This window comes from Nocardia araoensis NBRC 100135 (assembly GCF_000308435.1).
Taxonomy (GTDB): domain Bacteria; phylum Actinomycetota; class Actinomycetes; order Mycobacteriales; family Mycobacteriaceae; genus Nocardia; species Nocardia araoensis.
In genome coordinates this window covers 83,789-102,914 of the sequence record NZ_BAFR01000174.1, presented here as the reverse complement: position 1 = coordinate 102,914, position 19,126 = coordinate 83,789, and the positions used below count along the sequence as shown (strand labels likewise).

Sequence of the window (19,126 nt, the reverse complement as noted above, 5' to 3'; positions counted from 1 at the left end):
GGTCCTCGGCGCCGAGGACGACCCGGCTTCGGTGATCTCCGAGCAGATCTCGTTCTGGTCGGACACGCTGCGCGGGGTGCCCGAGCAGCTGGACCTGCCGTCGGATCGCCCGCGTCCCGCGGTCGCCTCCGGCCGCGGCGCCACGCACGTCTTCGAGATCGACGCGCAGACCCACGCCCAGCTCACCGACCTGGCCCGGACCAGGGGCGCGACGCTGTTCATGGTCGCGCACACCGCGCTGGCCGTGCTGCTGTCGCGGCTGTCCGGCGAGGCGGACATCGCGATCGGCACCCCGGTCGCCGGCCGCGGTGAGCGCGCACTCGACGATCTGATCGGCATGTTCGTCAACACCTTGGTGTTGCGGACCCCGATCGAGTCCGGCGCGTCGTTCACCGAGCTGCTGCGTGCGGTGCGCGCCACCGACATCGCTGCCTTCGGCCACGCGGACCTGCCGTTCGAGCGGTTGGTGGAGATCCTGAACCCGGCGCGTTCGCAGGCGCGGCATCCGCTGTTCCAGGTGATGCTGTCGTTCCAGAACACCGGTCAGAACAGCCTGGAGCTGCCCGGCCTGACGGTGAGCGGCGTCGAATTGCCGATCGACGTTGCCAAGTTCGACCTGCAACTGGTGCTGTCCGAACGCGACGCCGAGCAACCCGCCGGTGCGACCACGGCGGGCATCGCGGCCGAGCTGATCTACGCCACCGACCTGTTCGACCCGGCCACCATGGCCGAGTTCGGGCGGCGCTTCGGCCGGTTGCTGAAGGCCGTCGCCGCCGAGCCGGACCGCCCCATCGGCGATATCGCGCTGCTGGACGAGCCGGAGACCGAGCAGGCGCTGCGCGGCTGGAACGACACCGCCCGTGACCTCGGCCCGGCGAGCACGCTGGTCGAGGAGTTCGCCGCGCAGGCCGCGGCCACGCCGGACGCGGTCGCCGTGATCGATCCGGCCACCGGTGTGTCGTTGACCTATGCCGAATTCGCCGCGCGCGTACGGCAGTTGGCGCGTCGCCTCATCGAGGCGGGCGTCGGCCCGGAGACGCTGGTCGCCTTGGGCCTGCGCCGCTCGGTGGACCTGGTCGTGGCCGCCTACGCGGTGCACGCGGCGGGCGGCGGCTATGTGCCGCTGGATCTGGATCAGCCCGCCGACCGCGTGCACTACGTGCTCGACTCGGCCGATCCGGTCTGCGTGCTGACCACCGCGCGCGACGGTTTCGACGGCGCGGGCCGCGCGACGCTGCGCATCGACGAGCTGGAGTTGTCCGGCTACGCGGACGACCCGATCACCGACGCCGAGCGCATCGCGCCGCTGCGTCCGCAGCACCCGGCGTACGTGATCTTCACCTCCGGCTCCACCGGCCGCCCCAAGGGCGTCGCCGTGCCGCACGCCGCGGTCGTCAACCAGATCCGCTGGATCACCGGCGAATACGGCATCGACGCCGACGACGTGGTGCTGTTCAAGACCCCCGCCACCTTCGACGTCTCGGTGTGGGAGCTGTTCGGCCCGCTGAGCACCGGCGGCCGGATCGTGGTGGCGAGCCCGGACGGGCACCGCGACCCGCAGTACCTGGCCGAGGTGATCGCGGCCGAGCGGGTCACGATGACCTCGTTCGTGCCGTCGATGCTGACCGTTTTCGCGGGCTCCATCGACCCGGCCGACGCCGACGCGCTCGCTTCGCTGCGGACGCTGTTCGTCGCCGGTGAGGCGTTCACCGCCGACGCGGTCGTGGCCATCCGCCGCGTCAGCGACGCCGCGCTGTACAACCTGTACGGCCCCACCGAGTTCACCGTGCACGCCACGCACGCGCCCGTCGCCGAGCAGGTGGACGGGGCGGTGCCGATCGGTCTTCCGGTCTGGAACGCGCAGGCGTACGTGCTGGATTCGCGTCTGCACCCGGTGCCGGCGAACGTCGCGGGTGAGCTGTACCTCGCGGGTGATCAGCTGGCGCGCGGCTACTTCGGCCGCGCCGACCTGACCGCCGATCGCTTCGTGGCCAACCCGTACGGGGAGCCGGGCGCGCGGATGTACCGCACCGGCGACCTGGTGCGCCGAGACGCCACCGGCGCCATCGAGTACCTGGGCCGCACCGACTTCCAGGTGAAGCTGCGCGGTCTGCGCATCGAGCTCGGCGAGATCGAGACCGCGCTGACGGCGCACGAATCGGTCGCCCAGTCGGTCGCGCTGGTGCGTTCCGACGCGCGCACCGGCGACCAGCTGGTGGGTTACGTGGTGCCCGCGAGCGGCGCGACGGTGGACGTCGAGGCCTTGCGCGCGCACCTGTCCGCGCAGCTGCCGTCCTACATGGTGCCGGCCGCGATCGTGGTGCTGGATGCCATGCCGCTGAACCCGAACGGCAAGCTGGATCGCCGCGCGCTGCCCGAGCCCGTCTTCGAGGCGCGGGAGTTCCGCGCGCCCTCGACACCGGTCGAGGAGATCGTCGCCGACGTCTTCGCCGAGGTGCTCGGCTTGGCGCGGGCCGAACGCGCGGTCGGCCTGGACGACGACTTCTTCGACCTGGGCGGCAACTCGCTGATCGCCACCCAGGTGGTGGCCCGGCTCGGGGCCGCGCTGGACACCCGTATCCCGGTCCGCGCGCTGTTCGAGGCGCCGACCGTGGCCGCGCTGGCCGCGCGGGTGGAGGCGCACCAGGGCACCGGCCGCCGCCGTGAGCTGGTCGCGGGCCCGCGTCCGTCGAAGATCCCGCTGTCGCTGGCGCAGCAGCGCATGTGGTTCCTGAACCGGTTCGACAACCAGACCGCGGTGAACAACATCCCGCTCGCGGTCCGGCTCACCGGCACCCTGGACACCGAGGCGCTGCGCCAGGCCGTGGCCGACGTGGTGGACCGGCACGAGGTGCTGCGGACGGTCTACCCGGAGACCGCCGACGGACAGGGCGTGCAGGTCGTGCTTCCCGCCGGGCACAGCGCCGTCGATCTCACCCCGATCGAGGTGTCCGAGGCCGAGATCTCCGAGCGGATCAGCGAACTGGTGCTGACCGGTTTCGACGTCACCGCCGAGGTCCCGGTGCGCGCCGCGCTGTTCCGCATCGCGGGCTCGATGGACGGCTCGCAGCCCGACACCCACGTGCTGGTGTTCGTGGTGCACCACATCTCCGGCGACGGCTGGTCGGTGCGCCCGCTGGCGCGCGACGTCATGGTGGCCTACTCGGCGCGTTCGCGCGGCGAGGCGCCCGCCTGGGCTCCGCTGCCGGTGCAGTACGCCGACTACGCGCTGTGGCAGCGCGAGACACTGGGCTCGGAGGGCGATCCCGCGTCGCTGATCGCCCAGCAGGTCGCGTTCTGGTCCGACACCCTGGCCGGGCTGCCGGATCAGCTGGATCTGCCGTCGGACCGCTCGCGTCCGGCGGTGGCGTCCAACCGCGGTGGCGTGTACGAGTTCGCGCTCGACGCGCGGCTGCTGCGCGAGCTGAACGCGCTGGCCCGCGCGAACGGCGCCAGCCTGTTCATGGTGGTGCACGCGGCGTTCGCCGCGCTGCTGGCGCGGTTGTCCGGCAGCGACGACATCGCCATCGGCACCGCGGTCGCGGGCCGTGGCGAGGCCGTGCTCGACGACGCCATCGGCATGTTCGTCAACACCCTGGTGCTACGCAGCGCGGTCGATCCCGCGATCGCGTTCACCGAGTTGCTGGCGCGCACCAAGGACACCGACCTCGCGGCGTTCGCGCACGCGGACCTGCCGTTCGAGCGGCTGGTGGAGATCCTGAACCCGGCGCGTTCGCAGGCGCGGCATCCGCTGTTCCAGGTGATGCTGTCGTTCCAGAACACCGGTGAGGCCACCTTCGAGCTGCCCGGCCTGGAAGTGGCCGGGGTGCCGCTGGACGTGGTGACCGCCAAGTTCGACCTGCACCTCAACCTCGCCGACCGGTTCGACGCCTCGGGCGCGGCCGACGGCATGACCGCCGAATTCGCCTACGCCACCGACATGTTCGACCCCGATACCATCGCGGGCGTCGCGTCGCGGCTGGTGCGGATGCTGACCGCGATCGCCGCGGATCCTTCGGTGGCCGTCGGCGATGTCGAGCTGCTCGACAGCGTCGAGCGCACCGAGGTGCTCGAGCGGTGGAACGACACCGCGCACCAGGTCGACCCGCATGCCACCCTGGTGTCGATGTTCGCCGCGCAGCTGGCGCGGACGCCGGACGCGACCGCCGTGACGTTCGAGGGGACGAGTCTGTCCTACGCCGAGTTCGCTTCTAGGGTGAACCGTTTGGCCCGGCACCTGATCTCGCTGGGCGTCGGCCCGGACTCGATGGTCGCGCTGGGTATGCGCCGCTCGATCGAGCTGGTGGTCGGCATGTACGCGGTGAGCGTCGCCGGTGGCGCGTACGTGCCGCTGGACCCGGACCACCCGGCCGACCGCACCCGCTACGTGCTCGACACCGCGCAGCCGGTGTGCGTGCTCACCACCTCGCGCGACGAGTTCGACGCCGGCGCGACCAGGGCGATCGAGATCGACGTGGTCTCGCTGGCCGGGTACTCCGACGAGCCGGTCACCGACGCGGATCGCCGTGCGCCGCTGCGCCCGTCGAACACCGCGTACGTGATCTTCACCTCCGGTTCGACCGGCCGCCCGAAGGGTGTGGCGGTCTCGCACGCCGCGATCGTCAACCGCCTGGTGTGGATGCAGGACGAGTACGGCCTCGACGACACCGACGTGGTGTTGCAGAAGACCCCGGCCACGTTCGACGTGTCGGTGTGGGAGTTCTTCTGGCCCTTGCAGGTCGGCGCGCGCCTGGTCGTCACCAAGCCGGACGGCCACCGCGACCCGGCCTACCTCGTGCAGGTCATCACCGGCGAGCGGGTCACCACGGCGCACTTCGTGCCGTCGATGCTGTCGGTGTTCGTGGCCGAGGAACGCGCCGACGAATGCACCAGTCTGCGCAACGTCTTCGCCTCCGGTGAGGCGCTGCCCGCCGCCACCGCGCAGCGGATGCAGGAACTCACCGGCGCGCTGCTGCACAACCTGTACGGCCCGACCGAGGCCGCGGTCGACGTCACCTATCACGAGGTGACCGAGGCCGACACGGTGTCGGTGCCGATCGGCGCTCCCGTGTTCAACACCCAGGTGTACGTGCTGGATTCGCGCCTGCACCCGGTGCCGGTGGGTGTCGCGGGTGAGCTGTACCTGGCGGGCGTGCAATTGGCCCGCGGCTACGTCGCGCGTCCCGATCTGACCGCTGACCGGTTCGTGGCCAACCCGTACGGCGCGCCGGGCGAGCGGATGTACCGCACGGGCGACCTCGTCTCGTGGACCGACAAGGGCGAACTGGAGTACTTGGGCCGCACCGACTTCCAGGTGAAGCTGCGCGGTCTGCGCATCGAGCTCGGCGAGATCGAGTCGGCGCTCACCGCGCTGGACTCGATCGCGCAGGCCGTGGTCGTGGTGCGCTCGGACGAGCGGCTGGGCGACCAGTTGGTGGCGTACGTCATCGCGACCGCGGGCCGTTCGGTGGACATCGAGGGCGTGCGCGCGGAGCTCGGCGGCGAGCTGCCCGCCTACATGGTGCCGTCGGCGTTCGTCGTGCTGGACGCGTTCCCGCTGAACGCCTCCGGCAAGCTGGACCGCAAGGCCCTGCCCGCGCCGGTGTTCGAGGCCAAGGTGTTCCGCGCGCCGTCCACCCCGATCGAGGAGATCGTGGCGGGCACCTTCGGCGACGTGCTCGGCGTCGTGCGCGTCGGCCTGGACGACGACTTCTTCGAACTCGGCGGCAACTCGCTGCTGGCCACCCAGGTGACCGCAAGGCTGGGCGCCGCGCTGGACACCCAGCTCGCGGTGCGCGACCTGTTCGAGGCGTCCACCGTGGTGGCGCTGGCCGCCCGGGTGGAGCGCAACGCCGGGTCCGGCCGGGCCCGCCCGCGCCTGGAGGCGGCGCAGCGCCCTGCGCGTATCCCGCTCTCGCCCGCGCAGCAGCGGTACTGGTTCCTCAACCAGTTCGACACGGCCACTTCGGCAGTGGACAACATCCCGCTGGCCGTCCGGTTGTCCGGCACGCTGGAGGTGGCCGCGCTGGAGCAGGCCATCGGCGACGTGTTCGCCCGCCACGAGGTGCTGCGCACCACCTACCCGCGCTCGGCGGAGGGCCCGCACCAGGTGATCCGTCCGGCGGACCGGTCGGCGGCGGTGCTCGACCCGATCGACGTCGCCGAGGAGGACCTGCTCGGCGCCGTCATCGGATTCGCGCTGACCACGTTCGACGTCACCGTCGAGGTGCCGTTGGCGGTGGCGCTGTTCCGGATCGCCGACAACGACCATGTGCTGGCGTTCACCGTGCACCACGTCGCGGCCGACGGTTCGTCGATGGGTCCGCTGGCCCGCGACGTGATGGCCGCTTACGTGGCGCGCGTGCAGGGCGAGGCGCCGCAGTGGCAGCCGCTGCCGGTGCAATACGCCGACTACGCGCTGTGGCAGCGCGCGGTGCTCGGGTCCGAGGACGATCCGGAATCGCTGGCCGCGCAGCAGGTGGCGTACTGGCGCCAGGCGCTGGCCGGCCTGCCCGATCAGCTCGAGCTGCCCGCCGACCGGCCGCGCCCGCCCGCGCAGTCGTTCCAGGGCAAGGCGATCCGCTTCGAGATCGACCCGCAGCGGCACGCCCGCCTGCACGAACTGGCGCGCGCGCACAACGCGTCGCTGTTCATGGTGGTGCACGCGGCGCTGGCGGTGCTGCTGTCCCGGTTGTCGGGCACCGACGACATCGCGGTCGGCACCCCGATCGCCGGTCGCGGCGAACGCGAACTCGACGACCTCATCGGCATGTTCGTCAACACCCTGGTGTTCCGCACCCGGGTGGAGGCCGGTGAGCGCTTCGCCGACCTGCTCGGCGACGTCAAAGAACGCGACCTGGAGGCGTTCGCCAACGCCGACGTGCCGTTCGAGCGCCTGGTGGAGGTGCTCAACCCGGTGCGCTCGACCGCGCGCAACCCGCTGTTCCAGGTGGGCCTGTCGTTCCAGAACCTGGCCGAGACCACCTTCGAGCTGCCCGGCCTGACGGTGAGCGCGGTCAACTTCGACTCGCAGCTGGCCAAGACCGATCTGCACGTCACGCTCTACGACCGGTACGCCGAGGACGGCACGCCCGCCGAGATCATCACCGAATTCGGTTACGCCACCGACCTGTTCGACGAGGACACGGTGCAGGGCTTCGCCGACCGGTTCCTGCGGGTGCTCGACGCGGTGCTGGCCGACGCCACGGTGCGGGTGGGAGAGATCGATCTGCTCGCGGCCGAGGAGAGCGAACGCATCCTCACCGCGTGGAACGCCACCGAGCACGAGGTCGACCCGACCGCGACGCTGGTGTCCCTGCTGGATGCCACGGTGGCCGCGACCCCGGCGGCGGTGGCGCTGGTCGCCGACGAGCCGACCGGCCGCCGCGAGCTGACCTACGCCGGGCTGGACGCGCGAGTCAACCGACTGGCCCGGTACCTGATCGGCCGCGGCGTCGGCCCGGAGGACCGGGTCGCGCTGGCGATCCGGCGCAGCAGCGATCTCGTGATCGCCATGTACGCGGTCGCGAAGGCGGGCGCGGCGTATGTGCCGATCGATCCGGATCAGCCCGCGGAGCGGACCGACTACATCCTGGGTACCGCCGCGCCGGTCTGCGTGCTGACCACCAGCCGCGACGGGTTCCACACCGCGGCGGCCGACGTCGTGCAGATCGACGGGCTCGATCTCGCCGAGTACGCGACGGCTCCGGTGACCGCGGCCGAGCGCACGGGCGCGCTGACCCCGGCGAACACCGCGTACGTGATCTTCACGTCCGGTTCCACCGGTCAGCCCAAGGGCGTCGCGGTCCCGCACGCCGCGATCGCCAACCAGTTGCAGTGGGAGACGTCCGTCTTCGAGCTGGGCGCGGACGACGCGGTGCTGCTGAAGACGGCGGCGACCTTCGACCTCTCGGTCTGGGAGTTCTGGTCGGCCGCGGTGTCCGGTGGCCGCCTGGTGATCTCGTCCGCCGACGGGCATCGCGACCCCGCGTACCTGAACGAGCTGATGCGCGCCACCGGCGTCACCACGCTGCACGTGGTGCCGTCCATGCTGGACGCGCTGCTCACCGAATCCGGTGGCCGCCTGTCGGACTCGCTGCGGCGGGTGCTGGCGATCGGCGAGGCGCTGCCCGCCGCGACCGCCCAGCGGTTGCGCCGCAACAACGCCGCCGAACTGCACAACCTCTACGGTCCGACCGAGGCGGCGGTGTCGATCACCAGCCACCTGGTCACCGACGCCGACGAGGCGTCGGTGTCGATCGGCGCGCCGGAGTGGAACAGCCGGGTCTACGTGCTCGACTCGCGACTGCGGCCGGTGCCGGTCGGCGTCTCCGGTGAGCTGTACCTGGCGGGTGCACAGCTGGCGCGCGGATACTTCGGCCGCCCGGACCTGACCGCGGACCGGTTCGTCGCCGACCCGTTCGGCGCGCCGGGCGAGCGGATGTACCGCACCGGCGACCTGGTGGCCTGGAGCGCCACCGGCGAGCTGGACTACCGCGGCCGCACCGACTTCCAGGTGAAGATCCGCGGCTTCCGCATCGAGCTCGGCGAGATCGAGGCCGCGCTGCTGCGGCAGGACGCGGTGAGCGCCGCGGCCGTCGTCGCGCACACCGATCCGAACATCGGCGATCGGCTGGTCGCCTACGTGGTGACCCGCACGGGCGCGCTGGACAAGCGCGCGCTGCAATCCGCGCTGGCGGCCGAGCTGCCGTCGTACATGGTGCCGTCGATGCTGATCGGGCTGGAGGCGTTGCCGCTCAACGCCAACGGCAAGCTGGACCGCAAGGCGCTGCCGGAGCCCACCTTCGAGAAGGCGGTGTTCCGCGCGCCGGTCACGCCGATCGAGCAGATCGTGGCGAACACCTTCGCCGAGGTGCTGCGGATCTCCGATCGCGACGGCCAGTCGAAACGCCTCGGCCTGGACGACGACTTCTTCGCCTGGGGCGGTAACTCGCTGCTGGCCACGCAGGTCGCCGCCCGCCTGGGCGAGGCGCTGAACACTCGGGTGCCGGTGCGTCTGCTGTTCGAGGCGTCCACCGTCGCCGCGCTGGCGGTGCGGGTGGAGCAGCACGCCGACATGGGCGGCCGCCGTGCTCTGACGGCGGGCCCGCGGCCGGAGCACATTCCGCTGTCGCTGGCGCAGCAGCGCATGTGGTTCCTCAACCGGTTCGACACCCAGTCGGCGGCCTACAACGTGCCGATCGCGGTGCGGTTGTCCGGCGCGCTGGACGTGGCCGCGCTGCGTGCCGCGATCGCGGACCTGGTGAGCCGCCACGAGATCCTGCGGACGGTCTACCCGCAGACCGAGGCGGGCCCGGTGCAGGTCATCCTGCCGCCCGCACAGGCCGTGCCGCGGCTGGAGGTGCGGGTGGTCGCGCCGTCGCAGATCGAGTCCGCCGTGGTGGCGCTGACCTCGACGATCTTCGACGTCACCACCGAGGTGCCGGTGAAGGTCGCGCTGTTCCAGATCGCGGGCGAGGGCGCGCAGACTCCGGCGGACGGGTCGGTGGACTACGTGCTGGCCATGGTCGTGCACCACATCTCCGGTGACGGCTCCTCGGTCGGCCCGCTGACCAGGGACCTGATGATCGCCTACGCCGCGCGGTCGGCGGGCGAGGCGCCGAACTGGGCGCCGCTGGAAGTCCAGTACGCGGACTACAGCATCTGGCAGCGCGAACTGCTCGGCGACGAGGACGATCCGGAGTCGCTGGCCGCCAAGCAGGTCGCCTACTGGCGCCAGGCGCTGGCCGAGCTGCCCGATCAGCTGGACCTGCCCTCGGACCGGCCGCGCCCCGCGGTGCAGTCCTTCGCGGGCGGCAAGGTCGAGCTACGGGTGGACGCGCAGACCCATCAGGCGCTGATCGAGCTGGCGCGCGCCGAGGGCGCGACGCTGTTCATGGTCGTGCACACCGCGCTGGCGGTCCTGCTGGCCAGGTTGTCGGGCACCGACGACATCGCGATCGGCACGCCGATGGCGGGCCGTGGCGAAGCCGTTCTGGACGACCTGATCGGCATGTTCGTCAACACCCTGGTGTTCCGCACCCGGGTCGACGCGGGCGAGGCGTTCACCGATCTGCTCGCCCGCCAGCGCGAGACCGACATCCAGGCGTTCGCCAACGCCGACGTGCCGTTCGAGCGCCTGGTGGAGGTGCTCAACCCGGTCCGTTCGACCGCGCGGCACCCGCTGTTCCAGGTGGGCCTGTCGTTCCAGAACCTGGCGCAGTCCGCGCTGGAGCTGCCCGGCCTGAGCGTGTCCGGCCTGGACATCGACACCGAGCTGTCCCAGTTCGATCTGCACCTGATCGCGACCGACCGCTACGACGACGCCGGCGCGCCCGAGGGCATCACCGGCTTCTTCACCTACGCGACCGACATGTTCGACCACGCGACGGTGCAGGGCTTCGTGGACCGGTTCGCGCGTCTGCTCGGCGAGATCATCGCCGCGCCGCGCACCCCGGTCGGCGACCTCGAACTGCTCGACGCCACCGAGCGGACGCAGCTGCTCACCGCGCGCAACGCGACCGAGCAGCCGGTGGACACCGCCGCCACGCTGGTGTCGCTGCTGGACGCCACGGTGGCGGCCGGGCCGAAGGAAGTCGCGCTCGTCACCGAGGACGGCGAGTCGATCACCTACGGGGCACTCGATGTCCGGGTGAATCGTCTTGCGCGGCATCTGATTTCGTTGGGTGTGGGTCCGGAGTCGCGGGTCGCGCTCGCGTTGCGTCGGTCGGTGGATCTGGTCGTGGCGATGTACGCGGTGGCGAAGTCCGGTGGTGCGTATGTGCCGGTGGATCCGGATCAGGCTGCGGAGCGGACGAGTTACATCCTGGAGACGGCGGCGCCGGTTTGTGTGTTGAGCAATGCCGACGCCGAGTTCGAGACCGAGGTCGCGCCGGTGGTGCGGATCGATGAACTCGACTTGTCGGGTGTCGATGCGACGCCGGTCACGGATGCTGATCGGGTCGCGCCGTTGCGTCCGGAGAACACGGCGTATGTGATCTTCACGTCCGGTTCGACGGGTCGTCCGAAGGGTGTGGCGGTTCCGCATGGCGCTATCGCGAATCAGTTGCAGTGGAAGAACATCGAGTTCGGTCTCGATGCTGCCGATGCGATTCTGTTGAAGACGGCGGCGACGTTCGACTTGTCGGTGTGGGAGTTCTGGTCGGCCGCTGTCTGCGGTGGGCGTCTGGTCATCGCCTCCCCGGACGGGCACCGGGACCCGGCATACCTCAACGAGTTGATGGCCCGCGAATGGGTTACCACGCTGCATGTGGTGCCGTCGATGCTGGACGCGCTGTTGACCGCCGGTATGCCGAACTCGCTGTGGCGGGTGCTGGCCATCGGTGAAGCGCTGCCCGGTTCGGTCGCGCAGCGGTTCCTGCGGGAACATCCGCGCACCGAGCTGTTCAACCTCTACGGTCCGACCGAGGCGGCGGTGTCCATCACCAGCCACCGGGTCACTCTCGCCGACGAGACATCCGTGTCGATCGGTGCGCCCGAATGGAACAGCCAGGTCTACGTTCTCGACTCCCGGTTGCGGCCGGTGCCGGACGGCGTCTCCGGTGAGCTGTACCTCGCCGGTGCGCAGTTGGCGCGGGGTTATTTCGGTCGTGCGGATCTGACCGCGGATCGTTTCGTGGCGAATCCGTTCCAGCCCGGTGCGCGGATGTACCGCACCGGTGACCTGGTCGCCTGGAACAACACAGGTGAGCTCGAATATCGGGGTCGTACGGACTTCCAGGTCAAGATCCGTGGTTTCCGTATAGAGCTGGGCGAGATCGAAGCCGCGCTGCTGGCGCTGCCCGAGATCGCGCAGACGGCGGTGATCGCGAAGTCCGATCCGAAGACCGGTGACCGGCTGGTGGCCTACCTGGTGGCTGCCGATGCCGAGGCCGGTGTCGATGTGGCGCAGGTGAAGTCCGAACTCACCGCTGGGCTGCCGTCGTACATGGTGCCGTCGGCGTTCGTGGTGTTGGATGCGTTGCCGTTGAACGTCAACGGCAAGCTGGATCGTAAGGCGTTGCCGGAACCGGAGTTCGAGGTCCAAGCCTTCCGTGCGCCCTCGACGCCGATCGAGGAGATCGTGGCGTCGGTGTTCGCCGAAGTCCTGGGTGCCGAGCGGGTCGGCGTGGACGACGACTTCTTCGCCTTGGGTGGTAACTCGCTGTTGGCGACGCAGGTCGCCGCGCGTATCGGCGCGGCACTGGATGCCCGCGTGCCGGTGCGTGTGCTGTTCGAAGCCTCCACCGTGGCCGGATTGGCCGCGAAGGTCGAGCAGCACGCGGGCGCGGGCGGCCGTCGTGAGCTGGTCGCCGGTCCGCGTCCGGAGCACATCCCGCTGTCGCTGGCGCAGCAGCGCATGTGGTTCCTCAACCAGTTCGACACCGCCTCGGCGGTGAACAACATCCCGGTGGCCGTGCGGCTCACCGGCGAGCTGGATGTGGCAGCGCTGCAAGCCGCGGTCGGGGACGTCGTCGCCAGGCACGAGACCCTGCGCACCGTCTACCCCGAACAGGGCGGCGCGGCGCACCAGGTGATCGTGCCCGTCGAGCGGGCCGTGCCGGACCTGACGCCGGAAGCGGTCGCGCCGGAGGACATCCGCCACCGGATCATCGAGGTGATCTCGGCCGGATTCGACGTGACGACCGAGGTTCCGTTGCGGGCCAAGCTGTTCCGCGTCGCCGGAACCGAGTACGTGCTCGTGTTCGTCGCGCACCACATCAGCGCGGACGGCTGGTCGATGGGCCCGCTGACCCGCGATGTGATGCTGGCCTACGCGGCCCGTTCGGCCGGTGTGGAACCGGGCTGGGCGCCGCTGCCGGTGCAGTACGCCGACTTCAGCCTGTGGCAGCGCGACGTGCTCGGCTCCGAGGACGACCCGCAGAGCCTGATCTCCCAGCAGGCCGACTACTGGCGCGCCGCGCTGGCCGGGCTGCCCGACGAGCTGAACCTGCCCGCCGACCGGCCGCGTCCGACGACGCAGTCGTTCGCCGGTGGGCGCGTGGTGTTCCCGATCTCCGGCGAGCTGCACGGCAAGCTCACCGAGATCGCCAGACAGCAGAACGCGACGCTGTTCATGGTCGTGCACGCCGCGCTCGCGCTGTTCCTGGCGCGCATGTCCGGCACCGACGACATCGCCGTCGGCACGCCCATCGCGGGCCGCGGCGAGGCCGAACTCGACGACGTGATCGGCATGTTCGTCAACACGCTGGTGCTGCGCTCGCACGTGGACGGCGACTTGACCTTCGACCAGTTCCTGACCCGCACCAAGGACGCCGACCTGCAGGCGTTCGCGCACGCGGACCTGCCGTTCGAGCGGCTGGTGGAACTGCTCAACCCGGAGCGCTCCACCGCGCGGCACCCGCTGTTCCAGGTGGCGCTGTCGTTCGAGAACCTGCCCGAGAGCAGCTTCGAGCTGCCCGGACTGCACGTGGGCGCGGTCGATTTCGACGTCGACACCGCGAAGTTCGACCTGTCGCTGACCATCCGCGAAGCCGGGGAGAACCCCGACGACGCGGGCATGTACGCGGAGTTCTCCTTCGCGCGCGACCTGTTCGACGACGAGACGGTGCAGGTGTTCGCCGAGCGCTTCACCAGGCTGCTCACCGCGATCGCCACCGACCGCGAAACCCCGATCGGCGATCTGCCGCTGCTGGACGCGGCGGAGTACCACTTGCTCACGCACGTGGCGGGCGAGGACGTCATGGCCACCGGCCTGCTGCCGGACCTGCTGCAGCACGGCGCGCGGCTGGACCCGGACCAGATCGCGGTGCGCTACCAGGGCCGCTCGATCACCTACCGCGAACTGGACGAGTACTCCTCCCGCCTGGCGCGGGTGCTCATCGCGCGCGGAGTGGGACCGGAGCGCATCGTGGCGCTGTCGTTCCCGCGCTCCTACGAGATGGTCGCCGCGTTCTGGGCGGTGGCGAAGGCGGGCGGCGCGCACGTGCCGGTCGACCCGACCTACCCCGAAGACCGCATGCGGCACATGGTCAACGACTCCGGCGCGGTCATCGGCATCACCGCGAGCGAGTACGTCGACCGGCTCCCGCGCGACGTGGAATGGCTGCGCATCGACGACCCGGCGCTGGGCGAGCTGATCGAGAGCCAGTCCGCCGAGCAGGTCACCGACGCCGACCGCAACTCCGCGCTGGCGATGCGCCACCCGGCGTACGTCATCTACACCTCCGGCTCGACCGGTATGCCCAAGGGCGTCACCGTGACCCACGCGGGCATGGGCGGCCTGGTCGGCGTCGCGGCGGATCTGTACCAGCTGGAATCGCACCACCGGTTCCTGCACATCTGCTCGCCGAGCTTCGACCCGTCGGTGCTGGAGTGGCTGTGCGCCGCCTACACCGGCGCGACGCTGGTGGTCGTGCCATCGACCATCATCGGCGGACCGGATCTGGCCGAGCTGCTGCGCACCGAGCGGGTGAGCCACACCATCATCACCCCCGCGGTGCTGGGCACGGTCGATCCGGAAGGCATGGAGGCGCTCGAGGTGGCGTCGGTCGGCGGTGACATCACCACGCCGGAACTGCTGGCCAAGTGGTGGCCGGGCCGCAAGTACTTCAACGCCTACGGCCCGACCGAGACGACGATCATCTCGTCCTACGCCCAGCTCACCCCGGGCAGGCACATCACCATCGGCCGTCCGGTGCGCGGGATGTCCGCGCTGGTGCTGGACAACCGCCTCAACCCGGTGCCCCCGGGCGTCGCGGGCGAGCTGTACCTGGCAGGCGGCGCGCTGGCGCGCGGCTACCACAACCGCCCGGATCTCACCGCAGAGCGGTTCGTCGCCAATCCGTGGAGCGACGAGGGCGCGCGGATGTACCGCACCGGTGACGTGGTGCGCTGGTTCGCCGAACCCGGCGAACGGGCGGGCAACGCCGCGGTGGCGTCGGTGCCGTGGCAGCTCGATTACGTCGGCCGCTCGGACTTCCAGGTGAAGATCCGCGGCTTCCGCATCGAGCTCGGCGAGATCGACACCGTCCTGGCGAGCCACGAGGACGTCGAGTACGCGATCACCATCGGCCGAAAGACCGATGCGGGCGCGACGATCCTGGTGTCCTACGTGCTGGCCGCGCCGGGCCGGGAGATCGATACGGCGAGGCTGACCGAGTACGCCTCGCGCACCCTGCCGCCGCACATGGTGCCGACGGCGATCGTGGTGATCGACGAGATCCCGCTGACCCCGGTCGGCAAGCTGGATCGCAAGGCGCTGCCCGAGCCCGAGCTGGCCCCGCGCGAGTTCCGCGCGCCGGCCAGCGAGGTCGAGGCCGTCATCGCCGAGGTGTTCGCCGAGGTGCTCGGCGTCGATCAGATCGGTTTGGACGACTCGTTCTTCGCGCTCGGCGGCGACTCCATCCTGTCGATCCAGCTGGTCTCGCGGGCCAAGGCGCGCGGCGTGCTGTTCACTCCGCGCGACGTGTTCGAGCGGCGCAGTGTGGCCTCGCTGGCCGAGATCGCCGCGCTCGGCTCGGGCGCGGAGCAGGCGCGGCTGGAGGAACTGCCCGGCGGCGGTGTCGGCGAGATCCCGCTGACGCCGATCATGCGGCAGATCCTCGCGAGCGGCTCGTCGTACCAGCGTTTCTCGCAGACCATGGCGCTGCGGCTGCCCGATGGCATCGACCGGGAGACCCTGGTCGCCACCATCGCGGCTGTGTTCGACCACCACGACGTGCTGCGCTCGCGGCTGCGCCGCACCGACGGCGACTGGACGTTCGAGGCGCTGCCGCGCGGCGCGGTCGACGTCGACGCTCTGGTGCACCGCGTGGACCTGGCCGCCGACACCGACGAGGCGGAGCTGGCGCGCGTGGCCACCGAGGCGCTCGACGGTGCGCTGGGCGGGTTGGATCCCGCTGCGGCAGCCATGGCGCAGTTCGTCTGGTTCGCTTTCGATGGCCCGCGGCGGGACGTGCTGTTGATCGTCGCGCACCACTTCGTGGTCGACGGCGTGTCCTGGCGCATTCTGATCCCGGATCTGGCGGTGGCCTGGTCGCAGCTGGTCGCCGGTCAGCCGGTGGCGCTGCCTGCCAACGGCACCTCCATGCGGCGCTGGGCGCACAGCCTGGTCGAGGCGGCGGGCGCGCCGGATCGGGTCGCGGAACTGCCATTCTGGCAGGAGGTTTCGGCTACACCGGACCCGCTGCTCGGCGAGCGTCCGTTCGATCCGGCGGTGGACACCTTCGCCACCGTCGAGCGGGTCGAGGTCACCGTGCCCGCCGAGGTCACCGACGCGGTGCTCACCGCGATCCCGGGCTTGTACCGGGGCGGCGTGAACGACGGCCTGCTCACGGCGCTGGCCATGACGGTCGCGCGCTGGCGCGGCGACGGTTCGGACGCGGCGCTGGTGAAGCTGGAAGGCCACGGCCGGGAAGAGGACGTCGTGCCGGGCGCGGACTTGTCGCGCACGGTCGGCTGGTTCACTTCGGCCTACCCGGTCCGGTTGGATCTGGCAGGCGCCGACCTCACCGACGCGTTCGCCGGTGGCGCCGCGCTCGGCGAGATCGTGAAGTCGATCAAGGAGCAGTTGCTCGCGGTGCCCGACAAGGGTCTCGGCTACGGCCTGCTGCGGCAGCTGAATCCGGAGACCGCGCCCACCCTGGGTTCGTCCGGGCAGATCAGCTTCAACTACCTGGGCCGGATGTCGGCCGGGGAGATCCCCGAGCAGCTCGCCGAGATCGGCTGGGTGCCGGTGGCCGACCTGGGCCAGCTGGATGTCGACATGGACCTCGACATGCCCGCCAACGCGACGATCGACATCAACGCGATCGTCACCGACTCCGACGAGGGGCCGCGGCTGGGCGCGTCGTTCGCCTTCCCGACCGGTCTGCTGAGCAGGGAGCGGGTCCAGGAGTTCGCCGACCTGTGGGTGGAGGCGCTCACCGCGCTGGCCACGCACGCGCGGCGGCCGGACGCGGGCGGCTTCACGCCGTCGGACATGCCGCTGGTGCGGGTGGGACAGCAGGACATCGAGCTGTGGGAGCGCAGCTACCCGGCGCTGTCGGAGGTGTGGCCGCTGTCGCCGCTGCAGTCCGGTCTGCTGTTCCACGCGATGATGACCCAGTCCACCGTGGACGTCTACACCATGCAGGCCGTGGTGGACCTGGGCGGCACGCTGGACGTGGCGCGGCTGCGGGCGGCGGCCCAGGGCATCGTCGACCGGTACCCGAACCTGCGCACCGCGTTCGTCACCGACGCCGACGGCCAAGCCGTGCAGGTGGTGCTGGATCGGGTCGAGGCGCCGTGGCGCGAGGTGGATCTCACCGAGCTGCCCGCCGAGGAGCGGACCGCGGAACTGCGCAGGCAGGTCGCGGCCGATCAGGCGACGCACTTCGACATGGCCACGCCGCCGCTGATGCGGTTCACGCTGTTCCGCAGCGACGCCGCGCAATGGCACCTGGCCATCACCACCCACCACATCCTGCTGGACGGTTGGTCGATGCCGCTGCTCATGCGGGACCTGCTGGTGCTGTACGCGGTGCGCGGCGACCAGACGGCGCTGCCGCGGGTGGCCTCCTACCGCAACTTCCTCGGCTGGCTGGCCGGGCGCGACCGGGACGCCTCGCTGCGCGCCTGGGCAACGGCGCTGGAAGGGGTCAACGAACCCACCCAGCTCGCGCCGCAGCCGCGCGGCGCCGAGACCTACGAGATCGGCAAGGTCGTCACCGAACTCGACGCCGACCGCACCCGCCGGATCACCAAGCACGCTGCCGAACTCGGCGTCACGGTGAACACGCTGGTGCAGGCGGCGTGGGGCATCCTGCTCGGCCGGCTCACCGGCCGCGGCGACGTGGTGTTCGGCGCGACGGTCTCCGGCCGCCCGGCCGAGCTGCCCGGCGTCGAGTCGATGGTGGGTCTGTTCATCAACACGCTGCCCGTGCGGCTGCGGATCGATGACCGCCAGAGCATCGGCGAGTTGCTGGGACGGTTGCAGGGCGACCAGGCCGGGCTGCTCGAGCACCACTATGTGGGGCTCACCGACATCCAGCGGGTGGCGGGCACCGGTGCGCTGTTCGACACGCTGCTGGTGTTCGAGTCGTATCCGATGGACAAGGAGGCGATCTCGGCCGCCAGCTCGATCGACGGCATGTCGGTGACCGGCGTCGGCGTCAACGACGCCACGCACTACCCGATGACCCTGCTGGTGATGTCGGAGGCCACGATCGAGCTGACCCTGAAGTACCTGGGCAGCCGGTTCACCGCCGAAGAGGTCGAGACCCTCGCCGAACGCTTGGTGCGGGTGCTGGACGCGCTGCTCGGCGATCCGGACGCCTTGGTCGGGGACATCGACATCCTGGACGAGAGCGAACGGGCCCGGCTGTTGGTCGAATCCGGTGTCACGGCGGCGGCTTCCGCGCCGGAGCCGGTGGGCCGGGTCGGCGCCCGCACGGTGGCCAAGGTGCTCGGCGAGGTCGTCGAGGAGGACCCGGAAGCGCCCGCGCTGCTGGCCGGCGAGGACGAGGTCGCCTTCCACGCGCTGGATCGGCGTTCTTCGCAGCTGGCCCGGGTGCTCATCGACCGCGGCGCCGGACCCGGCGATGTGGTCGCGGTGACGCTGCCGCGTTCGGTGGACGCGGTGGTCGCGGCCTGGGCAGTGCAGAAGGCCGGTGCGGCACACCTGTTCGCGGGCGACCTCACCGCCGACGAGCTGACCGCGGCGGGTACCGCGTTCGGGATCTCCGCAGGACCGGTGGCCGACAGCGACATTCGCTGGCTGGCGCTCGACGACGACCAGGTCCAGCAGGACATCGCCGCGGCGGCCGCGCACCCGGTCTCCTACGCCGACCGGGTCCGCCCGCTCGGTGAGGAGCACCCGGCGTTCGTCGTCACCACGGCGAACGGGGTCGTCGCGATCACCCAGTCCGAGGCACTGGACGAGGCCGAACGGGTGCGCGAGGAGCACGAGATCGACTACGAGTCGACCACATACACCACCGCGCTCTCCGGCCGCGCCGCCGTCCTGGAGTTCCTGGTCTCCGCCACCGCCGGCGCCCTGTCCGTGCTCCCGACCGGCGACCTCGAGACCGACCTCACCGAGGGCGAGGTCACCCACTGGTTCGCCTCGCCGGGTGAATCGACGGACGCGGCGGGCGAGGAGATCACGATCGTGATCGCGGAGTAA

General features: G+C 70.9%; 1 protein-coding gene (only partly in view). It reads left to right on the top strand.

Translation table 11 applies throughout. The annotated features are described in order from the left end of the window. Nucleotides 1–19,126 carry the 3' end of a non-ribosomal peptide synthase/polyketide synthase gene (locus ON21_RS24560; RefSeq protein WP_039801275.1) on the top strand. The gene continues 24,539 nt to the left of window position 1, outside the view, so 19,126 of the gene's 43,665 nt are visible here — the last part of the coding sequence; its start codon lies off the left edge, out of view; its stop codon occupies nt 19,124–19,126.